Annotated in this window: 20 protein-coding genes and 3 pseudogenes; 9 read left to right on the top strand and 14 right to left on the bottom strand. The window is 61.5% G+C overall.

The window, feature by feature from the left end:
• Window positions 1–8: 8 nt before the first annotated feature.
• The 4 genes and pseudogenes from JO965_RS23290 to JO965_RS23275 form a co-directional block, all read right to left on the bottom strand.
• Entirely contained in the window at window positions 9–1,268 is a 1,260-nt protein-coding gene (locus JO965_RS23290; protein WP_203441318.1) for a sugar ABC transporter permease, read from the bottom strand.
• A complete protein-coding gene (locus tag JO965_RS23285) occupies window positions 1,265–2,107 on the bottom strand; it encodes an ATP-binding cassette domain-containing protein (RefSeq protein WP_203441317.1) in 843 nt (280 codons plus the stop codon). Before JO965_RS23285 ends, JO965_RS23290 begins: the two co-directional genes overlap by 4 nt.
• A 78-nt stretch (window positions 2,108–2,185) precedes the next feature.
• On the bottom strand, window positions 2,186–3,262 hold the full coding sequence (locus JO965_RS23280) for a sugar ABC transporter substrate-binding protein (protein WP_203441316.1): 1,077 nt from the start codon (window positions 3,260–3,262) through the stop codon (window positions 2,186–2,188).
• Window positions 3,263–3,347: 85 nt separating this feature from the next.
• Window positions 3,348–4,229: pseudogene (locus tag JO965_RS23275) on the bottom strand (helix-turn-helix domain-containing protein); the annotation flags it as partial.
• Window positions 4,230–4,584: 355 nt separating this feature from the next.
• Here JO965_RS23275 and JO965_RS23270 point away from each other — a divergent pair.
• Together JO965_RS23270 and JO965_RS23265 are read left to right on the top strand one after the other, a co-directional pair.
• Window positions 4,585–5,224 (top strand): IS6 family transposase gene (locus tag JO965_RS23270; protein ID WP_246776658.1). Its coding sequence is split into 2 segments (ribosomal slippage): window positions 4,585–4,814 and window positions 4,813–5,224, totalling 642 coding nucleotides; the frame shifts between segments, so codons are not numbered across the junction.
• A gap of 381 nt (window positions 5,225–5,605) precedes the next feature.
• The gene (locus JO965_RS23265) at window positions 5,606–6,592 is read left to right on the top strand and encodes an IS481 family transposase (protein ID WP_203444173.1); all 987 of its coding nucleotides are present in this window, start codon (window positions 5,606–5,608) and stop codon (window positions 6,590–6,592) included.
• Window positions 6,593–6,638: 46 nt separating this feature from the next.
• Here the strand turns inward: JO965_RS23265 and JO965_RS23260 are convergent, their stop codons facing one another.
• Complete coding sequence (locus JO965_RS23260) at window positions 6,639–7,373, bottom strand: MBL fold metallo-hydrolase (protein WP_203441314.1); 735 nt, start codon at window positions 7,371–7,373, stop codon at window positions 6,639–6,641.
• Window positions 7,374–7,471: 98 nt separating this feature from the next.
• The gene (locus JO965_RS23255) at window positions 7,472–8,539 is read right to left on the bottom strand and encodes an alkaline phosphatase D family protein (protein ID WP_203441313.1); all 1,068 of its coding nucleotides are present in this window, start codon (window positions 8,537–8,539) and stop codon (window positions 7,472–7,474) included.
• A gap of 311 nt (window positions 8,540–8,850) precedes the next feature.
• Between JO965_RS23255 and JO965_RS23250 the strand changes: the two genes are divergently transcribed.
• Window positions 8,851–9,972, top strand: coding sequence for a M20 family metallopeptidase (locus tag JO965_RS23250; RefSeq protein ID WP_203441312.1), 1,122 nt, complete (start codon window positions 8,851–8,853; stop codon window positions 9,970–9,972).
• Entirely contained in the window at window positions 9,969–11,237 is a 1,269-nt protein-coding gene (locus tag JO965_RS23245) for an amidase (protein ID WP_203441311.1), read from the top strand. The genes JO965_RS23250 and JO965_RS23245 overlap by 4 nt, the downstream gene beginning before the upstream one ends.
• 663 nt (window positions 11,238–11,900) lie before the next feature.
• On the opposite strand, the gene JO965_RS23240 is transcribed toward JO965_RS23245, so the two are convergent.
• Window positions 11,901–12,083 carry a hypothetical protein gene (locus tag JO965_RS23240; protein WP_203441310.1) on the bottom strand — a complete coding sequence of 61 codons (183 nt, stop codon included), beginning with the start codon at window positions 12,081–12,083 and terminating at the stop codon, window positions 11,901–11,903.
• 367 nt (window positions 12,084–12,450) lie between these two features.
• On the opposite strand from JO965_RS23240, the pseudogene JO965_RS49425 reads away from it, so the two are divergent.
• A pseudogene (locus tag JO965_RS49425) lies at window positions 12,451–12,501 on the top strand (hypothetical protein); the annotation flags it as partial.
• Window positions 12,502–12,521: 20 nt separating this feature from the next.
• Here the strand turns inward: JO965_RS49425 and JO965_RS48035 are convergent.
• Window positions 12,522–12,707, bottom strand: a complete 186-nt coding sequence (locus JO965_RS48035) for a hypothetical protein (RefSeq protein WP_246776938.1) — start codon at window positions 12,705–12,707, stop codon at window positions 12,522–12,524.
• Between the two features lie 63 nt (window positions 12,708–12,770).
• On the opposite strand from JO965_RS48035, the pseudogene JO965_RS23230 reads away from it, so the two are divergent.
• Window positions 12,771–13,468: pseudogene (locus tag JO965_RS23230) on the top strand (IS6 family transposase).
• 66 nt (window positions 13,469–13,534) lie between these two features.
• On the opposite strand, the gene JO965_RS23225 reads toward JO965_RS23230, so the two are convergent.
• Complete coding sequence (locus JO965_RS23225) at window positions 13,535–13,696, bottom strand: hypothetical protein (RefSeq protein ID WP_203441309.1); 162 nt, start codon at window positions 13,694–13,696, stop codon at window positions 13,535–13,537.
• Between the two features lie 91 nt (window positions 13,697–13,787).
• Window positions 13,788–14,129 (bottom strand): hypothetical protein, encoded by a 342-nt coding sequence (locus JO965_RS23220; RefSeq protein ID WP_203441308.1) that lies wholly within the window; start codon window positions 14,127–14,129, stop codon window positions 13,788–13,790.
• A gap of 322 nt (window positions 14,130–14,451) precedes the next feature.
• Here JO965_RS23220 and JO965_RS23215 point away from each other — a divergent pair, with 322 nt between their 5' ends.
• A complete protein-coding gene (locus tag JO965_RS23215; protein WP_203441307.1) occupies window positions 14,452–14,787 on the top strand; it encodes a hypothetical protein in 336 nt (111 codons plus the stop codon).
• Window positions 14,788–14,804: 17 nt separating this feature from the next.
• Complete coding sequence (locus JO965_RS23210; protein ID WP_203441306.1) at window positions 14,805–15,053, top strand: hypothetical protein; 249 nt, start codon at window positions 14,805–14,807, stop codon at window positions 15,051–15,053.
• Between the two features lie 74 nt (window positions 15,054–15,127).
• Here JO965_RS23210 and JO965_RS48030 read toward each other — a convergent pair whose 3' ends face one another.
• Window positions 15,128–15,208: a DUF4113 domain-containing protein gene (locus JO965_RS48030; protein WP_246776923.1), complete on the bottom strand. Its 81-nt coding sequence runs from the start codon at window positions 15,206–15,208 to the stop codon at window positions 15,128–15,130.
• A gap of 93 nt (window positions 15,209–15,301) precedes the next feature.
• Window positions 15,302–15,523 (bottom strand): hypothetical protein, encoded by a 222-nt coding sequence (locus tag JO965_RS23200; protein WP_203441305.1) that lies wholly within the window; start codon window positions 15,521–15,523, stop codon window positions 15,302–15,304.
• A 300-nt stretch (window positions 15,524–15,823) separates the two neighbouring features.
• Between JO965_RS23200 and JO965_RS23195 the strand changes: the two genes are divergently transcribed.
• Entirely contained in the window at window positions 15,824–16,030 is a 207-nt protein-coding gene (locus tag JO965_RS23195; RefSeq protein WP_203441304.1) for a hypothetical protein, read from the top strand.
• A 159-nt stretch (window positions 16,031–16,189) separates the two neighbouring features.
• On the opposite strand, the gene JO965_RS23190 is transcribed toward JO965_RS23195, so the two are convergent.
• Both JO965_RS23190 and JO965_RS23185 read right to left on the bottom strand, forming a co-directional pair.
• Complete coding sequence (locus JO965_RS23190) at window positions 16,190–16,387, bottom strand: hypothetical protein (protein ID WP_203441303.1); 198 nt, start codon at window positions 16,385–16,387, stop codon at window positions 16,190–16,192.
• 15 nt (window positions 16,388–16,402) lie between these two features.
• A complete protein-coding gene (locus JO965_RS23185; protein ID WP_203441302.1) occupies window positions 16,403–16,618 on the bottom strand; it encodes a DUF1059 domain-containing protein in 216 nt (71 codons plus the stop codon).
• Window positions 16,619–16,872 lie beyond the last annotated feature (254 nt).

Genomic DNA, 16,872 nt, shown 5'->3' with positions numbered 1-16,872 from the left:
GATGTGACCTAAGCCCGGCCATGCGAGACACGCGAACGGCGCGCCAGCGAGTCGACGATGACGGCAATGGCAAGCACGGCACCGGTGATCATGTACCGGAGCGATGAGGAGAGATCGAGCAGCGTCAGGCCGCTGGCGATCGATTGAATGACAATGATGCCCAGCAGAGCGGAATAGGCGCTGCCGCGCCCGCCGAACAGGCTCGTTCCACCAATCACGGCGGCCGCGATAGCGTTGAGGTTGACGTCGCCTGTGCCTGCCTGCTGACTGGCTGAAGCCAAGCGTGCGGCGGACAGAATTCCCCCGGTGGCGGCCAGTGCCGAACACAGCATGAAGGCCGTCGTATAGATGTATCGGACATTGATGCCGGCCCGGCGTGCAGCCTCGCGGTTGCCGCCCACGGCGATCATCGACCGGCCCCACTTGGTGCGCGTCAGCGCATAGTCCATCGCCACTACGAGGCCGACGAAGAGTCCGAACATCCACGGAATGCCGCGGTCGAGATTAAGGTAATAGACGATGAATTCCAGAATGACGGTGAGGACCACGGCGCGCACGAGGAGCCGGCCCAGCGGGTGGGAGGACAATCCCGCGGCTCGCCGACGAGCTGCGGTTCGGTACTCGAGTACGAGAAGCACGATGCCAGGGAGCGCCGCAAGGATGTATGAGACCGGATCGGGCATGACGAGCAACTGGCCGAAATTGACCAGAGGCGACTCGTAGGGGAGGTTGATCGAGCCGGTCGAGCCGAGGAGGTAGAGCTGCAGACCGAGCACGGACAGGAGACCGGCCAGCGTCGATACGAAGCTCGGCATGCCGAAGCGGTTGAACAGGGATGCGTAGATCGCGCCAATCAGCGTCCCAAAGGCAAGCGCGGCGATGATAGCAATTCCGACCGGCCAGCCCTGGTTCACCCACAGGACGCCTACCAGCGCCGACGCGAAGCCGCTGACCGATCCGACCGACAGGTCGATCTCGCCCACCATCAGAATGCAAACGATGCCCAGAGCAATCACGCCGATCGTTGAGCAGTCGAACAGCAGATTGACAAGGTTGTTCGGTGCGAGGAAGACCGGATTGAGGCTCTGGAACACCGTCCAGATGATCGCAAGACCGACAATCACGGGAAGAGAGCCGAGATCGCCTGACCGCACCCTGTCCAGAAAAGCGCGGATCGAGCCGCCGAGCCCTTCGGCATGCTTGACGCGCTCGTCCCTGCGGTCAAGCATCGGGGCAACCTGCGTGTTCTGATCCACGCTCTTGGTCATCGGCGTGCCTCCGGGCGTTGGGCCTGCTGATCCTGGCCTTGCCCGCTCTGGGCTTGACGTCGGCTGGCGCGGCGGGAAACCGAATTATTGGCAGCCCCCGTGATGGCGCTGACCAGTTCCTGATTGGATGCATCTGGAGCGAAGACACCGTTGTTCCGGCCCAGCCTGAGCACCACGATGCGGTCCGCGACCGCGCGTACGTCTTCCATGTTGTGACTGATCATGATCACGCCGAGACCACGGTCACGCACGCGCTCGATCAGGTCCAGCACTTCGGCCGTCTGGGCGACGCCGAGAGCGGCCGTCGGCTCGTCGAGGAGGATGAGTTTCGGCTCGAGCAGCAGCGAGCGCGCAATGGCGACGGTCTGGCGCTGTCCTCCGGAGAGTGAGGCGACCGGTTCGCGGACACTCGGAATGCGTGCGGACAGCTCGTTGAGCAGGGTCCAGGCCTTCACCTCCATGGACACTTCATCAAGCCGGAGAGGGGTGAGCTCTCGACCAAGAAAGATATTGGCAACCACGTCGAGGTTCTCGCACAGAGCAAGGTCCTGGAACACCGTTGCGATGCCGAGGCCAAGTGCCGTGCTCGGATCGTCGAGCGTCACCGGTTGTCCACGAAAGGTGATCGACCCCGAGTTCGGCTGGTGCACCCCGGCCAGGATTTTGACCAGTGTAGACTTGCCGGCGCCATTGTCGCCGACGAGCGCAACAACCTCGCCGGCATGGACATCCAGATCGATATCGGTCAGTGCAGACACGGCACCAAAATGCTTCGATATACCGCGCAGGTTGAGCACTTGCTCGCGCGTGTCGCCTCTCGGTTCATCGATGTTCGTCATGTGATATGCCTCGGTGGTATCCTCCCGTGCCTTGGGGAGGTCCGGCCGCCGTCAGGCGGCCGGATGGAACCTTGCTGGCTAGTTGGTAATTCCCAACTTCTTGCAGCCTTCGGCATAACGGCCGGAGCAGAGCTGTTCCGCCGTATTGATCTTCTTGTCGATGATCTCGGCCTTCAGATTTTCGGCCGTAATCACCGCCGGGACGAACAGCTTCGACGGCGTGTTGAAGAGCGTCGTCTCCGCCTTCGGCGTTTCTCCGGCCAGGAGTTGGACAGCCGCATTGGCCGCGGCAGCCGCCACGATCTCGCTCGGCTTGGAAATGGTATTGTACTGGTCGCCCGCAATGATGAGCTGCAGCGCTGCGATCGTCGCGTCGTTGCCGGTAACCGATGGGACCGGGTTCACACCTGCGGCCTTGAACGCAGCGATCGCGCCCCCGGCGGTGCCGTCATTGGCCGCCACAACACCGAGGATATTTTTGCCGAAACGCGTGATCTGACCGCTGGCCCATTGCTGCGCCTTCGGAGGAGCCCAGTCTGGCGTGTCGTATTCGGCCAGAATGGGATAGCCACTGTTGTCGAGACCTTCGTGGATACCCTTCTTGATGAGACCTGCAGCCGCGTCTGTCGGTGAGCCGTTGATCTGCAGGACGCCTGTGCCGCTGCCGGCAGTCACGTTGGATTTCTTCAAGTGTTGCACCAGCGAATCTGCGATGGATTTGCCGATGGCCTGATTGTCGAAAGAAACGTAGAAGTCGGCCTTGGCGTCCGGTACGGGTCTGTCATATGCGATCACCTTGATGCCTTGGCTTTGCGCCTGCTTGACCAGGGAGGCGGCTGCGGTGGAGTCAACCGGATCGAGCACGATCACCTTCGCGCCCTGTGAGATCGCAGAGTTGAATTGCTGCTGCTGGCGCGACACATTGGCATCGGCGTTCTGATAGATGACCTTGCATGTCGGGCAGAGTTTTTCCATTTCTGCTTTGAAGCCAGGAAAGTCGTGCTCCTCGTAGCGCGTTGACGCTTGGTCCGGCATGAGGAACGCGACAGTGGCATTGGAGACTTTCGCATTCTGGGCCATGACGCTACCCGTGCCCGCGAGCAGGGATAGCGTCAGCGCCGCGAGGCCCGTGAGTTTCCATGAAGACTTCGTCATTTGTTTCTCTCCCTTGGACTTATAGTGATACTGGGTTGCGCCAGTTCGTATTCAGCGACTGATGCTCCTTTTGGGTCCTCCCTTTAGCGCCATCGGATGTTTTGATATTGTCGAGCAGGAGCCGTCGGAACTGAGAGGGCGTCATGCCCTTCTCGGTAAGGAACTGCCTGTTGAAATTGGACAGGTTGTTGTAGCCTACTTCGTAGCAGATGCTGGTGATTGAAGCCTGTTCATCGCTCATCAGGATCTGGCAGGCGAGGTTGATGCGCAGGCGTTTCACATACTGCACCAACGACATGCCGGTGTGCTGGCGAAATGCGCGCGAGAAGGCGCTTGTTGATTGGCCCGCGATTGCAGCGAGATCCGCCTCGTTGAAGGGTCGGGTTAGGTTCTCTCGGATATAGGCGAGCGCCTTGTTTATCCCGGTTGACATGTAGCCGGAAGGATCGGGCAGGTAGCTGGCACTGGCGAGCATCCGCGACCCCTGTGCACGACTCAGCAGACCGGCGATCAACATGAACAGCTCGATCCGGCGCATGCCCTGGGCGGTCATCATCTCGTCCATGAGCGGTGCCAACTGGCGGCTGGTCTCTTCATTGAACGACACTCCGCGCCGCGATGATTCCAGCACCGGCGCAAGGGCAGCGAGCTCCGGAAAAGCTTTTATGGCCCTGCCGACGAATTCCTCTCCAAATTGGATGATGCGGCAGCGCAGTGGAATGCTCGTATCTTTCGGGATATTGCTGACCCAGTTGTGCGGAAGGTTCGGTCCGGTCAGGACAAGGTTGCCAGGCTCGAACTCGCCGATGAAATCGCCGACGAAATATCGGCCGGAGGTGGCGACCACCAAGTGAAGCTCGTATTCGGGATGGAAGTGCCAGCGCACAGTCCGGTAGGGGTATCCATGCGACCAGGCGGCAAAGGACTCGCCGGGCCTTATCTGAACAACCTCGAGATCCGGCTCCATGTCCGTCTCCTCCAGGGTCGGGGTAACTCCCCGACACGACCCTAACTCCCTACTCGGCCGATTTCGTTTCGGCTCTCAGCACAGCATTACGGTAGTCGGCGCTGTCGGCGAGCACCAGCACGTTTCGCACTTGGCACTGATACTTTTTTGACAAATAAGAGGAGGGCTATCAGTTAACAGATGCCGGGTTTCGCTGTCGCTGTTGGTTTGTAATTCCATAGCAGATCTTTCGGAGGTGTCGCAAACTTGTAGGTAACTCCGTTCGGTCTACATCTCCGGCCAGCTCCGGAGGTGCATGATGCTCAAAGGCCGCCATTTCGATCGCCCGGAGATCCTGCTGTGCGTCCGGTGATGCTTGGCCTACCATCTGAGTCTAAGAAACCTTGAAGAGATGATGGCCGAGCGCGGCATCTCCGTCGACCATGCGAACATCCATCGCTGGACGGTACATTACGCACCGCAGTTGCTGGAGCAGTTCAATCTCCGCAAGCGAGCCGTCAGCCGAAAATGGCACATGGACGAGACTTACATCAAAGTTCGAGGTCAATGGAAATACCTCTACCGAGCCATCGACAGCAACGGCGACGGTGGAGTTCTGGTTCAGCGGGCGGCGTAATTTGACAGCCGCCAAGCGTTTTCTGCGCAAGGCTCTGAAGCGGCATGGCCGACCCGAGCGGATCGTCATTGACGGCAGCCAGACGAACCGCGAGGCGATCCTGTCCTGTGATACCGCAGACCGGCTCCAGGGCAGATCGCGACGCGATCTGAAACCCATTCGCATCCGCCAAAGTGCCTACCTCAACAATCGTATCGAGCAGGATCATCGGGCCACCAAGAGGCGGGTGTGGCCGATGCTTGGTTTCAAGTCAATTGGCAGCGCTCGCGTGATCCTGGGCGGCATCGAGGTGATCCATATGATGCGGAAGGGACAGGCGAGGTATGCCTGCAATCCGCGGCCTTCACTTGCCGAGCAGTTCGAGCTGCTCGCCGCCTGAGATTGCTACTGAGTAATTGTCCGTTTCGCGTCTCCTCTCCGAGTTTGCGACACAACCCAGCCTCTCCCTCGCCGTTAGCGTGGCACTGGAGAATACAAGGCTTTGTGGGGCAGCTCTGCTGCCTTCTTCTGTCCTCACTGATGAGTCAGTAGCCGGGTCGCGATGCGCGCCCTGAAATCTTTCGTCAGTGACTGCCCTTCGGATCCTTATGCTCGCCAGGCATGAGCGACGCACACTCGTGTGACCGGCGGCATGCCCCGTGGGCATTCGTAGCTGTCTGGTGGCGGAACGTTGTTGGGACCAAGTGCGTTGCGCGATTGAGGAGTATGCTTGGCGCTTTGACGGCCTGCGGCGCCGAGCTCCTCATCGCAGGAGGACATGATGCACTCCCTTCATCCGCAAGCCCGCACCACTCCAGCCGTCCGCCAGGAGATTGCCCGCTCATCCGAGCCGACGGGCGTGCTGGCCCAGCGCTTCAGTGTGAGCACCGAGACGGTCCGCAAATGGCGCAAGCGCGGCCCCAAAGACTGTCAGGACCACAGCAGCCGGCCGCACAAGCTGCCCTGGAGGGCCACCGAGGAGGAACGCGCCATCGTCTGCGCCCTGAGGCAGGCCACCGGCTTTCCGCTCGACGATCTGACCTTCGTGGTCACGCATTTCCTGCCGCATCTCAACCGTGATGCGGTCTACCGCATCCTCAAGGCTGAAGGCTTAGGCCGCCTGCCACCGGCGCAGCAGCGCCAGCGCCGGAGCGGCACCTTCAAGGACTACGATCTCGGCTTCGTGCACATGGACATCAAACACCTGCCCAAGCTGAGAACCGCCAATGGCGAGAGCCGCAAACGCTTCCTCTATGTCGCCATCGACCGCTGCTCGCGCTGGGTGCACCTGGCCGTCAAAGACGACGAGCTGGCCATAAGCGCGATTGCCTTCCTCAAAGAAGCGATCCGCGCGTTTCCCTTCAAGGTCACCCACGTGCTCACCGACCGTGGCTCGTGCTTTACCGCTGATGGCTTCGAGGACGCCTGCCACCAGTTGAAGGTGGAGCATCGCAGGACCAAGCCGTATACGCCGCAGACGAATGGTCTCGCCGAGCGCTTCAATGGACGGGTGCAGCGTGAAGTGCTCGGCATCACGATCTACAGCCATGGGGATCTGGAGACGCTGCTCAAGGGCTTCAACCAAGCCTACAACAGAAGACGCCAGCGCGTGCTCAAGGGGCGATCACCGGACGAGGTCGTGCGAAGCCGCTTGGTCGCTGAGCCGAAGCTGGCCAATCGGCGCGCGAAGCCACCCGATCCACACGCTTTGCCTCAAGCCCTCCAGGTCGTCGCTCACGCCAAGGAGGTCTCGCATCCAGACACGTAGCGGCAAGGGAGGGGGCGCTCGGCTCCTCCACCAATCCGCTCCAGGATTAGATCTCCAGAACCAGGCCGTCCTCGGTACGCTCGGCGCCGTCAATCGCGACCTGTTCGAGCATGCCCTTGCTCATGTGGGTCAGCAGCACGCGCTTGGCTCCAATCTCCGGCAGGTGCTCGCGCAGGCTCATCCAATTCATATGGAAGGGCACCGGCCCGTCGAAGGTATAGCACTCCGCAATGAACACATCCGTGCCTCGTGCAGCCTCGATGAGCGCTGGGGCCCATTCCGTGTCGCCAGAATAGCAAAGGGTCTGGTGCTCGACCTGGCACCGCAGCGCGTAGGAGGGAGCCCCTGAGGGATGACGCACCAGATAGGGGATCACTGAGACGCCGTTCACCTGGGTGGTTACCTGCGGCTCGAGTTCAACGATGTCGAGCGGAAATCCCAGGTCCGATTCCGTGGAGCCCGGGAACATGGTTTCTCGGAGCGCCTGCAGACGCGCGGACAGGGTCGGCGGCCCAGCGATCGTGAGCGGGGTCGTCCGGCGGCTGACGAACTGAGCATCGAGCAACAGAAACGGCAGCCCGCCGAAGTGGTCGCCATGCAAGTGCGAGATCAGCACAGTCCGGACGGTATTCGGGTCAACCCCAAACCGTCGCATGGCGATCAGCGACGAGGCGCCACAATCTATCAGAAAGCTGGTGGAACCTGCTGAGACATGAAAGCAGGTGTGGAAGCGTCCGCCCGAGCCGAACGCGTCACCGCACCCGAGGACCTGCAGCTGCATTATGATCACCTCATCCGTGTCTCCCGAGATAGGACGACACGGCGCCTCGCCAACGCGCAGCTCTGTCCTGACGCATGAAGCTGTTCGCCCTGTGCAAGCTATGGGTCCGCGATCCTCAGTTCGTCCAAGCGCACGACCTGGCGGCGCACGGGCTCACCATTCTCGCTCCGCAAGGCGAGAGTGACCGTTCGTTCCCACCAATCCACATCGATCGTGCCGAAGTTCGGGGCTCCATAGACCGCGCCGAGGCGGTTCGGGCCGGCCTCCCTGTTGCCCGGGAAGATCTGATTGAGGCCGCTCGAGGTGATCTCGATGAGGGCATAGGGCGCTGCCGTGGTTTCGCGGTACAGGCCACCCACGTGGCGGTCGCCTGACAGCAGGATCACGCCACCGGCCCCAGTGGTGTGAATGAGGTCGTAGAGGCGCTGCCGCTCGCGGGGGAAGTTGCCCCAGCGCTCCCAGCCATGCCCCTCCGCCACCACCTGTATGGACGACACGATGAGGCGCACATCGGCCGGCTCCCGAAGTCGCTCAGCCAGCCAGGACCACTGCGCCGCGCCCAGCATCGTCTTGCCTGGATCCTCGTCCGGCAGATAGCGCTCGCGACCGGCAGCATTGCGCTGGTCCGTCGGCTTGAGGGGCGAGCGGAAGAAGCGGGTGTCAAGCAGGATCACCTGCACCCGCTGCCCGTCGGGGCCAAAGGTCTGGCTGTGGTAAATTCCCTCGCGCCGGTGGCGCACATCCGATAGCGGCACGTCCCAGAACTGCAGAAAGAGCTGCTGGGCCTCATGGCGGCCGGCGAACTCGGCCCCGGCATCATTCTTGCCGTAGTCATGATCATCCCAGGTCGCGAGATGCGGGATGGTGCTCCTGAGCCGCACCATCCCTGACACCTGAGCCGTCTGGGCATACGACTCTTGCAGGCTCTGGATCAGCTCTGCATCCGGCACATCGCGTCCTTGACGAACGTCGCCATAGACGTTGTCCCCGGCGAACAGGAAAAGCTGGGGCTGGTAAGCCAGGACCGCATCCCAGATCGGCTGAGGCTTCTCCTCGTCGGCACAGGAGCCGAAGGCGATCCGCGTGAGAGGGGAGGGCACATCCTGAGCATGAAGAGGGTTAGGCAGCAACCATCCGAACAGCATCGCGAGAATGAGTAGCGGCATATCGGCTCCCTCCGCCCAGGAGAGTTTCTCTGAGTTGCATGGCCAGGTTGTGACAGGCGACCATCTGTTGAGTTGGAAGTCGACATCGCTCTTGGTGAGCTCATGACCTCCTCGGCTGCCATTTGGCTGAGGCGGACGCTAGTGAAGAGCGCCAACAGGCCGGATCCGCAGGGGCAGGATACGGCCCTGCGCCGAGCCACGTGCCTCTGGTGCCGCAGCCGACACCGAATTAGCATCCCACCCGTACCCCTTCAGGACCAGCCGCCCTCCGGTGAGTTGGTCCTTGCAAAACTCCTCAGAAAGCGAGGCCGATGACGACTTCACCTGCTGTCGCACTTACGCAGATGCTGATCCGCCAGAACACCGTCAACCCTCCCGGCGCTGAGGCTCAGTGCGCAGCCCTCGTGGCCAAGCGGCTGGAAGCGAATGGCTTTGCCATCACTGCAATCTCGTTCGGGGAAGGACGCACCAATCTGATCGCGCGCCTCGGCGGCCGGGATGCCTTGCCGCTTGCCTTTACAGGCCATCTGGACACGGTGCCGCTTGGTTCGCAGCCATGGTCGGTCGATCCGTTCGGCGGCGATATCGATGGCGACCGGGTCTATGGCCGCGGCTCCAGCGACATGAAGGGCGGTGTTGCAGCCTTTGTCGAAGCCTGCATCGCCCACCGTGCTACGCTGGAAAAGGGCCCTGGCGCGGTGCTGATCATCACCGCCGGGGAGGAGACTGGATCGGAGGGAGCCTACCATCTGTGCCGGCAGAGGGGGCTTCTGGACGCTGCCGGTGCCTTGATTGTCGCCGAACCAACATCCAATACCCCGCTTATCGGCCATAAGGGGGCCTTGTGGCTGAAAGCAGTCGCACGGGGCGTGACTGCGCACGGCTCCATGCCGGAGAAAGGGGACAACGCAGTTATCAAAGCAGCGCATGCGGTCGTGAGGCTGACGGACTTTGACTTCAACGTGCAGCGACACGCGGTCTTGGGCGGGCCGACGTTGAACATCGGCACCTTCCATGGCGGATTGAACACCAACTCGGTTCCCGACCGTGCCGAAGTGAGCCTCGATATCCGCACTGTGCCGGGCCAGGCGCACGCCTCCGTGCGCGAGATGGTCGGGAGCTTTCTGGGCGATGAGATGGAGGTCTCGCCAATCATCGACGTGCCAGCCGTATGGACCGATCCCAGCGACCCGTGGATCCGTCGGGTCTTCGAGATTATGGCGCCACTTCTTGGAGCGATGCCCGTGCCGCAGGGAGCGACCTACTTCACCGATGCCTCGGCGCTGACCCCGGCCATGGGCAACCTGCCAACCGTCATTCTTGGTCCTGGAGAAGCGGCGATAGCGCACCAGACGGACGAGTACTGCCTCATCTCGCGCATCGACCAGGCCGTGGAGGCCTATGGCCGGATTATTGAGGATTGGTGCAAATGACCGGATGTCCCACTGCCCTTGAAGCCGCGCGACGCATCGCTGACGGCAGCCTCACCAGTGAGGCTCTGGTCCGCGCCTGCCTGGACCGCATTGGTGAGCGCGAGCCCTTGGTGCAGGCATGGCAGCACCTCGACATGGACGCCGCACTGAACATGGCTCGGCACTTGGATCAGTTCGGCTCCGGTCCCCTAAAGGGGATCCCCATCGGGATCAAGGACATCATCGACACAGCGGATGTGCCCACGGGGTACGGTTCGCCGCTCTATGAGACATTCCGGCCGCCGCGCGATGCAGCCTGCGTGGCTCTGGCGCGGCACGCGGGCGCGCTGATCCTCGGCAAGACGGTGACCACCGAATTCGCCTACTTCCAGCCAGGCAAGACCCGCAATCCGCACAATCCGGATCGGACGCCTGGCGGCTCCTCCTCGGGCTCGGCGGCGGCCGTAGCCAGTGGCATGGTGCCATTGGCCTTCGGCACGCAGACGGCCGGGTCGGTCATCCGGCCGGCCAGCTTCTGCGGCTGCGCCGGCTACAAGCCGACCTTCGGCCTGATCGACCGCACCGGCGTGCGCCCATTCGCGGACAGTCTCGACACGGTTGGGGTTTTTGCAACGACCATCGAGGACGCGGCCTTTTTCGCTTCGATCATTGCTGGCCGTCCAAACCTGCGCATCGCAAATGACGTGTTCCGCCCGCGTATCGGCCTGACCCGAAGCCATGCATGGGAGGCCGCCGAACCTGCCACGGCTACGGCACTCGACGAGGCCGCGGCGCGGCTGCGTGCAGCTGGACTGGAGGTCTGCGAGGTTGCCCTTCCTGAACGGTGGCGCGGCCTGTTGGCGGCACAGAAGACGATCATGGCCTTCGAGGCGGCGCGGTCCCATGCGCCGGAGATGCTGACCGTGTCCGATCGCCTCAGCGTGAAGCTCCGTGAGCTCCTCAAGGATGGCGCGCTTATAGCGCCTGACGACTACGATGCCGCCAAGGCGCTGGTGGCAGAGGCGCGCGCCGGCTTCAGCGATGTGCTGGACGGGCTTGATGTGCTGCTCACTCCGAGCGCGCCCGGAGAGGCGCCGGAAGGATTGGGGGCAACCGGCGATCCTGTCTTCAACCGGATTTGGACGGCCTTGGGAGTGCCTTGCATCTCCGTGCCGGGTTTGACCGGGCCCACGGGAATGCCAGTCGGCGTCCAGGTGGTTGGCCGCTGGGGCGACGACCGGCGCGCACTGGCTGCTTCAGCGGCTATTGGCCAGAGCCTGTCATGACCGCCTCGCACGTCCGTCATCCCCATTTCGGAACTCATGCCATGAATGCGAATCTGCTTGAGCAACTTGAACGCTCAAGTGCCAATCCAACGAAGACCGCCATAGCCGCACCGGCCGGTCGAGGTGGCACGGAGCAGTTCGCGCCTGCAGCCAGATCGGGTATTCTTGGCAACTGGCTGCGAGGACCAACGACTTCAGGAGCTGTCCTATGCCAAAGCTGACGGTGAGCTGGGATGAGAACGGGCCCCTGCTGCAGACGGCTGAGGTCGAGAACCCCATGTCCGATCGGCGCTGGAGTGCCCCGATTGGGCAACTAACCAAGGACGAGCGGCCAGATCTGCGATCAGCTGCGCCAGGGCTTGCGCAGCTGATCGCAGATCTGGCCGCCGAGGATACTTTCTTCAGCAACCCCGTTAGCTCGTGGGCGGAAGGCGCGCTGACCTCTGACCAGAGGGCCCTGGGTTCGACTCGCAGCGCGCTTACCACCCCAAATCCTTAACCAGCGTGGGTTACTGCTTTCTCCATCGCAATAATCCCTCGTCGGATCTGCTCTCGGGTCAAGCAAAGGATAGCCGCAGATACGCTTGGGGCCGTGCGCCTTAGGTTCCACCTGACGGCGAACTCCTGGGGGCATGCGCCCGTTGTGGCCGTCCTGACATTGCCTCATCTTGGACACAGATAGCCCCGTGCACCGTCCGACGTGCACCGCGTGCCGTTCGGCAGGGTCACGCCGCCCGTCCCGTCTCCTGCCGCCGTCGTGCCATCGGGCAGGACGTAGCCGCCGGCCCCATTGGAGACGATATGCTTCGCATTGGAGGGCGCGGGGGCGATCGGCGGGGCCGCCAAAACAGCTCCGTTGCATTAACCTTGGCGTTATAACGAGGGACGGCCATCTGAGGAGCCGCCCTGTTGTCCCTGTTCAAGCGCCGTCGCTTTCCGGCTGAGATCATCCTGCTGTGCGTTCGCTGGTACTGCAAATACGGTACAGCTATCGCGATCTCGCCGAGATGATGCGGGAGCGTGGTGTCGAGGTCGATCCATCTACGATCTTTCGTTGGGTTCAGCGCTACGCGCCGGAAATCGAGAAGCGGATTCGGCAGCATCAGGGTTCCCGTTCCGGCTTGTGGCGTGTGGATGAGACGTACGTGCGGGTCGGAGGGCCTGAAAGTATCTGTTTCGGGCGGTCGACAAGCACGGGCAGCTGATCGACTTCATGCTCTCCAACCGCCGGAACACCCGAGCCGCTTATCGTTTCTTGCGCAGAGCCCTCAAGCTGATGAGCGACTATCCTCCATCCTCGATCACGACCAATAGACTGGCCTTCGTGCACCGCGTGCCGTTCGGCAGGGTCACGCCGCCCGTCCCGTCTCCTGCCGCCGTCGTGCCATCGGGCAGGACGTAGCCGCCGGCCCCATTGGAGACGATATGCTTCGCATTGGAGGGCGCGGGGGCGATCGGCGGGGCCGCCAAAACAGCTCCGTTGCATTAACCTTGGCGTTATAACGAGGGACGGCCATCTGAGGAGCCGCCCTGTTGTCCCTGTTCAAGCGCCGTCGCTTTCCGGCTGAGATCATCCTGCTGTGCGTTCGCTGGTACTGCAAATACGGTACAGCTATCGCGATCTCGCCGAGATGATGCGGGAGCGTGGTGTCGAGGTCGATCCATCTACGATCTTTCGTTGGGTTCAGCGCTACGCGCCGGAAATCGAGAAGCGGATTCGGCAGCATCAGGGTTCCCGTTCCGGCTTGTGGCGTGTGGATGAGACGTACGTGCGGGTCGGAGGGCCTGAAAGTATCTGTTTCGGGCGGTCGACAAGCACGGGCAGCTGATCGACTTCATGCTCTCCAACCGCCGGAACACCCGAGCCGCTTATCGTTTCTTGCGCAGAGCCCTCAAGCTGATGAGCGACTATCCTCCATCCTCGATCACGACCAATAGACTGGCCTTTTATCCGAAGACCATCCGACGCTTACAAAGCGAAGGGCTGTTGTCGAAAGATTTCGAGCACCGGACCACTAAATATCTCAACAATATCATCGAAGCGAATCACGGCGCGCTCAAGCGTATGATCCGGCCGACGCGCGGCTTCCAGAGCATGAAAACAGCCTACGCCACTATCAAAGGTTTTTGTGGTCATGCGGATGATCCGCCGCGGCCACTGCATGCTGCCGGAGTCTGGTGCGACAGGCGAAATCCGTCTCGTGAACCAGCTCTTCGGTATTGCCACCTGATGAGGGCCTTCCGATGGATGCATTGTGCCCTATGGCAGTTACTGCAAGAAAGCCAGTTGAGGCGACCTATCGGCGATCCTCGTCCGCCGCCAACTCCTCCAGGTGCTGGGCCGCCTCGAACAGGTGAAACTTGGCTTCGAGGAGCGAGACCTGCTCGGCAAGAATGCGGATCTTCTCAGCCTGATGGCGATACTCGGCCGCCTTGTCGGAGCGGAACGCATACATCACTCATGCCTCCGATGGAGTTCCTCGCCTACCAACGGCCAAAGGAGGCCGGGGTTCGCTTTTCAATAAATGCGTTTACGTGCAATTCACGGTCTCACTCGCTCTCTGCCGCCTCAACACACTCACCGCCCTGAAGGTCGTGAAAGCTGAGGCGCACCTTCGCGATGTGGCGGGCCCGGTCAGACGGAGCGCCCAGGCCGACCGATGGGTTCATCTCGCCCGTCACGCAATCGCTGATCACGGCCAACCTGAGCTGGACCGGGCGGTGGCGCAGGTGCGCCTCGAACTCATGGATGGCCAGCAGGGTTTGAGCATCCACATCGACATCGACCCAGCAGACAGGCTTGCCATCGCTGCCGGGGGCGATCTGCACGTCTTGCAGCAGGGGAACAAGCGTCGTGGGCCATTCAACAACAGGGGCGTGACGGAGCGGCATGGAGCACTCTCATTTAACATTTCGGCCCCTAGGTAACTAAGAGAGAGCCAAGCTTACGGGTTCCATAGAGGGATAAAGCATTCTCATGACTCTCCGGACAATCTTCGCATGCCCGCGCGAGGCGGATGAGCGCCGGCTGAGGGCATGGTGTGGTCCACAGGCACGCCTTCCTTGAGGCATGGGCACGCGCACAAGCATGGACCTATTCGGGCGGTGTTCGGTTGAACCAAGAGCTGCCCTCTAACAGGCTGCCAGTAAGCATGGAGACCTCGTCATGGCTGAGGCGCGGGTCGGTGTTCGGGTTGCGGATGACCGTCACTTCGTGACTATCGAGATTGGTCCTGTCGCGGGTCTGTCCGAGCCCGTCACCTTTGACCTTGAACAACTCACAAAGGTCATCAGGCTGCTCGGGCAAGCCAGGGCGCGTATGGTCGAGGGGATTCAGAAGCAGCCCCTCGATGGCAAAACCGTTGAGACTATCCTCAAGCCAACTTGGCATATTCAAGTGGCCCATATCGATGGCTCGCTTCTGGCATTCGACCATCCTTTGTATGGACCTGTTGCCTTTGCGATCCCGCGAGATGAGGTGGCGAGGATCGTAAATGTCTTAAGCAAACACCTTGAGCTTCCAGCAAGTCAGCCGGAAAACCCGAGCTAGGTAATCCAGGAGCCATCATGCCGCGATACTTCTTCAACGTCCATATCGGAACGGACGCCTTGAACGATCCGGATGGACAGGACCTCCGGGATCCGGACCAAGCCTGGGAAGTCGCCAGGGCAATGGCTCAGAACCTGATGAACACTCAGTTTGAGCGGCCAGTGAATTGGGCGACGGCTTATATCGAGGTGCGGGATGATATGGATGAGATCCTCTTGGAATTCCCGTTCTTAGAGGCCCTTAGCTTTCCGCAGCGGTCCCACTGAGGCCTAAGGCATCTGTCAGCGGGTTTCGAGCAGTGCCAGCCGGGGACGTGGTGCCTGCCTTGGGCTGAAATGCCCTAAAGACAAGGCACCTCGTCGAGGCAGGTCGTGTAGCGGGGCGAGCGTTGCTCGAACCTGGGCGCCCATGGCCTCTTGATGCCTGCGGCTGTCAGGTGACCGTGCCGCGACCGAAGCGACTGTTGGCGGCATCCATCGCGGCCATGGCTGGGTCGCAGGCTGACTTCATGGTGCTAATCCTCAGGCAGGGCGCTAATCCCGTCCTCAGGGTAGAACGGCTGGATATGCAGCGTGTAGCGCTCGCCGACCTGCAGATCGACATCGTGGGCGTCGATATTGTTCAGGATCAGGGTGATCTCCTGCCCACCTTCGGCTCCGGTTCCCTCGAACTCGGCTTCGGTGCGGTGCTCGCCCTGAACCATGCGAACAAGCTTGAAGGCTGTCAGGGGTCTCATGGCCGTTATCTCCTCTCAGTGTGGGCCAGCCCAAGCATCGGCCAGGAGCTGAGCCATGTTATCCTCGCCGCCCTCCAGCTTCAAAACCCCCGCATTTTTGCGCGCAATGGTGTTAAGTATCCAAAAGCCGCGTGCGCGGGTGCCGTTTTGTCATGAGCATCCAATTCCACCGAGGCATGCGCATTACGCGCTGCGAGTTGGCTTGCATAGGAACATGCCCTGCCTCGATGCGTTCCCTGACAGGGCCGGCTGGTAATGCATGGCGATGGTTGCACTGGTCCTCCTCCAACGGAGATATCCATGAGCAAACTCGCAGCACTGATGGGCTTCATCTTTCTGGCTGTCTCGCCTGTCTGGGCACAGACCCCGCCTGCGGCTCCCAGTCCTCCAGCCGGCGATGCTGGGGCAGCCAGTGGCGGGATCATGGACTACTGGTGGGTGATCCTGCTAATCATCATCGTTATCGCCGCCATCTGGTATTACTCGCGGCGCGGCAGGAGCGTATAAGCAGACCCAAGGAACGGGACCATCGCATCAGGCGTTATTCAGCAGCCGTTTTGATGCTCGTGACTGTCCCATATGGACACGAACCCGGCGCAAGGCCGGGTTCTTTTTCTGCGCCGGCTCGGTTGTTTCCAACGTTCCATCAAGGCGCTTTTTGCGAGATTACGTCTCTGTCCGGGCAATGCCGCTGTCCAAGTAGATGATCGGCATCTTCACTGCCTTGGCCACCTCCAGAGCCTGCCCGCGCTCCATCCAGCGTGTGGCTCGTGAAATTGCCGGGCGGTTGGCGCTCCAGATTAAAACCCCAAGCCCTCGGTGGCCAGCAATGGCACGGGCAACGCGCTCTGCGATGTCATCCAAGCCACACTTGGTTCATCATACGGCGCGGCTTGGTGCCTCCTCAGGCGGCATGCCATCTTTGATGGCGCCTCTGATTTGATCCCGCAGCTCGGGCGTGTCCTGGTGCCCGTGCACGGCTACGGCGTGCTGCACGGCGGCGTCAACCAGCTCGCGCTCGGTATCGGCGATGATGGTGAGCGAGCAGTTCATCTCACTCGGAAAGGCCCGGCAGTCGATGAATTTGCGTCCCATGGCGTCCTCCCGTTTGGGGCGGTTACAAGCCACTGATGGTACGTCCTCGATTGATTGTACGACTGACCCACCGGAGCCGCAACCGGCGTCAGATTGCAGGCGGAGCGTCGCGAGCGCTTGACCTGCCTCACGTATGATGTTCGGCGAGGCTATGCTCGGCCGCAGAAATCATGCAGCTGCCCATGCTGGTCGGTTCCAGGCGCCCTGTCTGCCGCGTGCTCGAAACACTTTGATAGATTTCGTGAGGGAATAGA

The sequence above is a fragment of the Microvirga sp. VF16 genome, from assembly GCF_016864375.1.
Lineage (GTDB): Bacteria > Pseudomonadota > Alphaproteobacteria > Rhizobiales > Beijerinckiaceae > Microvirga.
The sequence above is the reverse complement of the archived record's forward strand: the minus strand, read 5'-3'. Positions and strand labels throughout refer to the sequence as shown.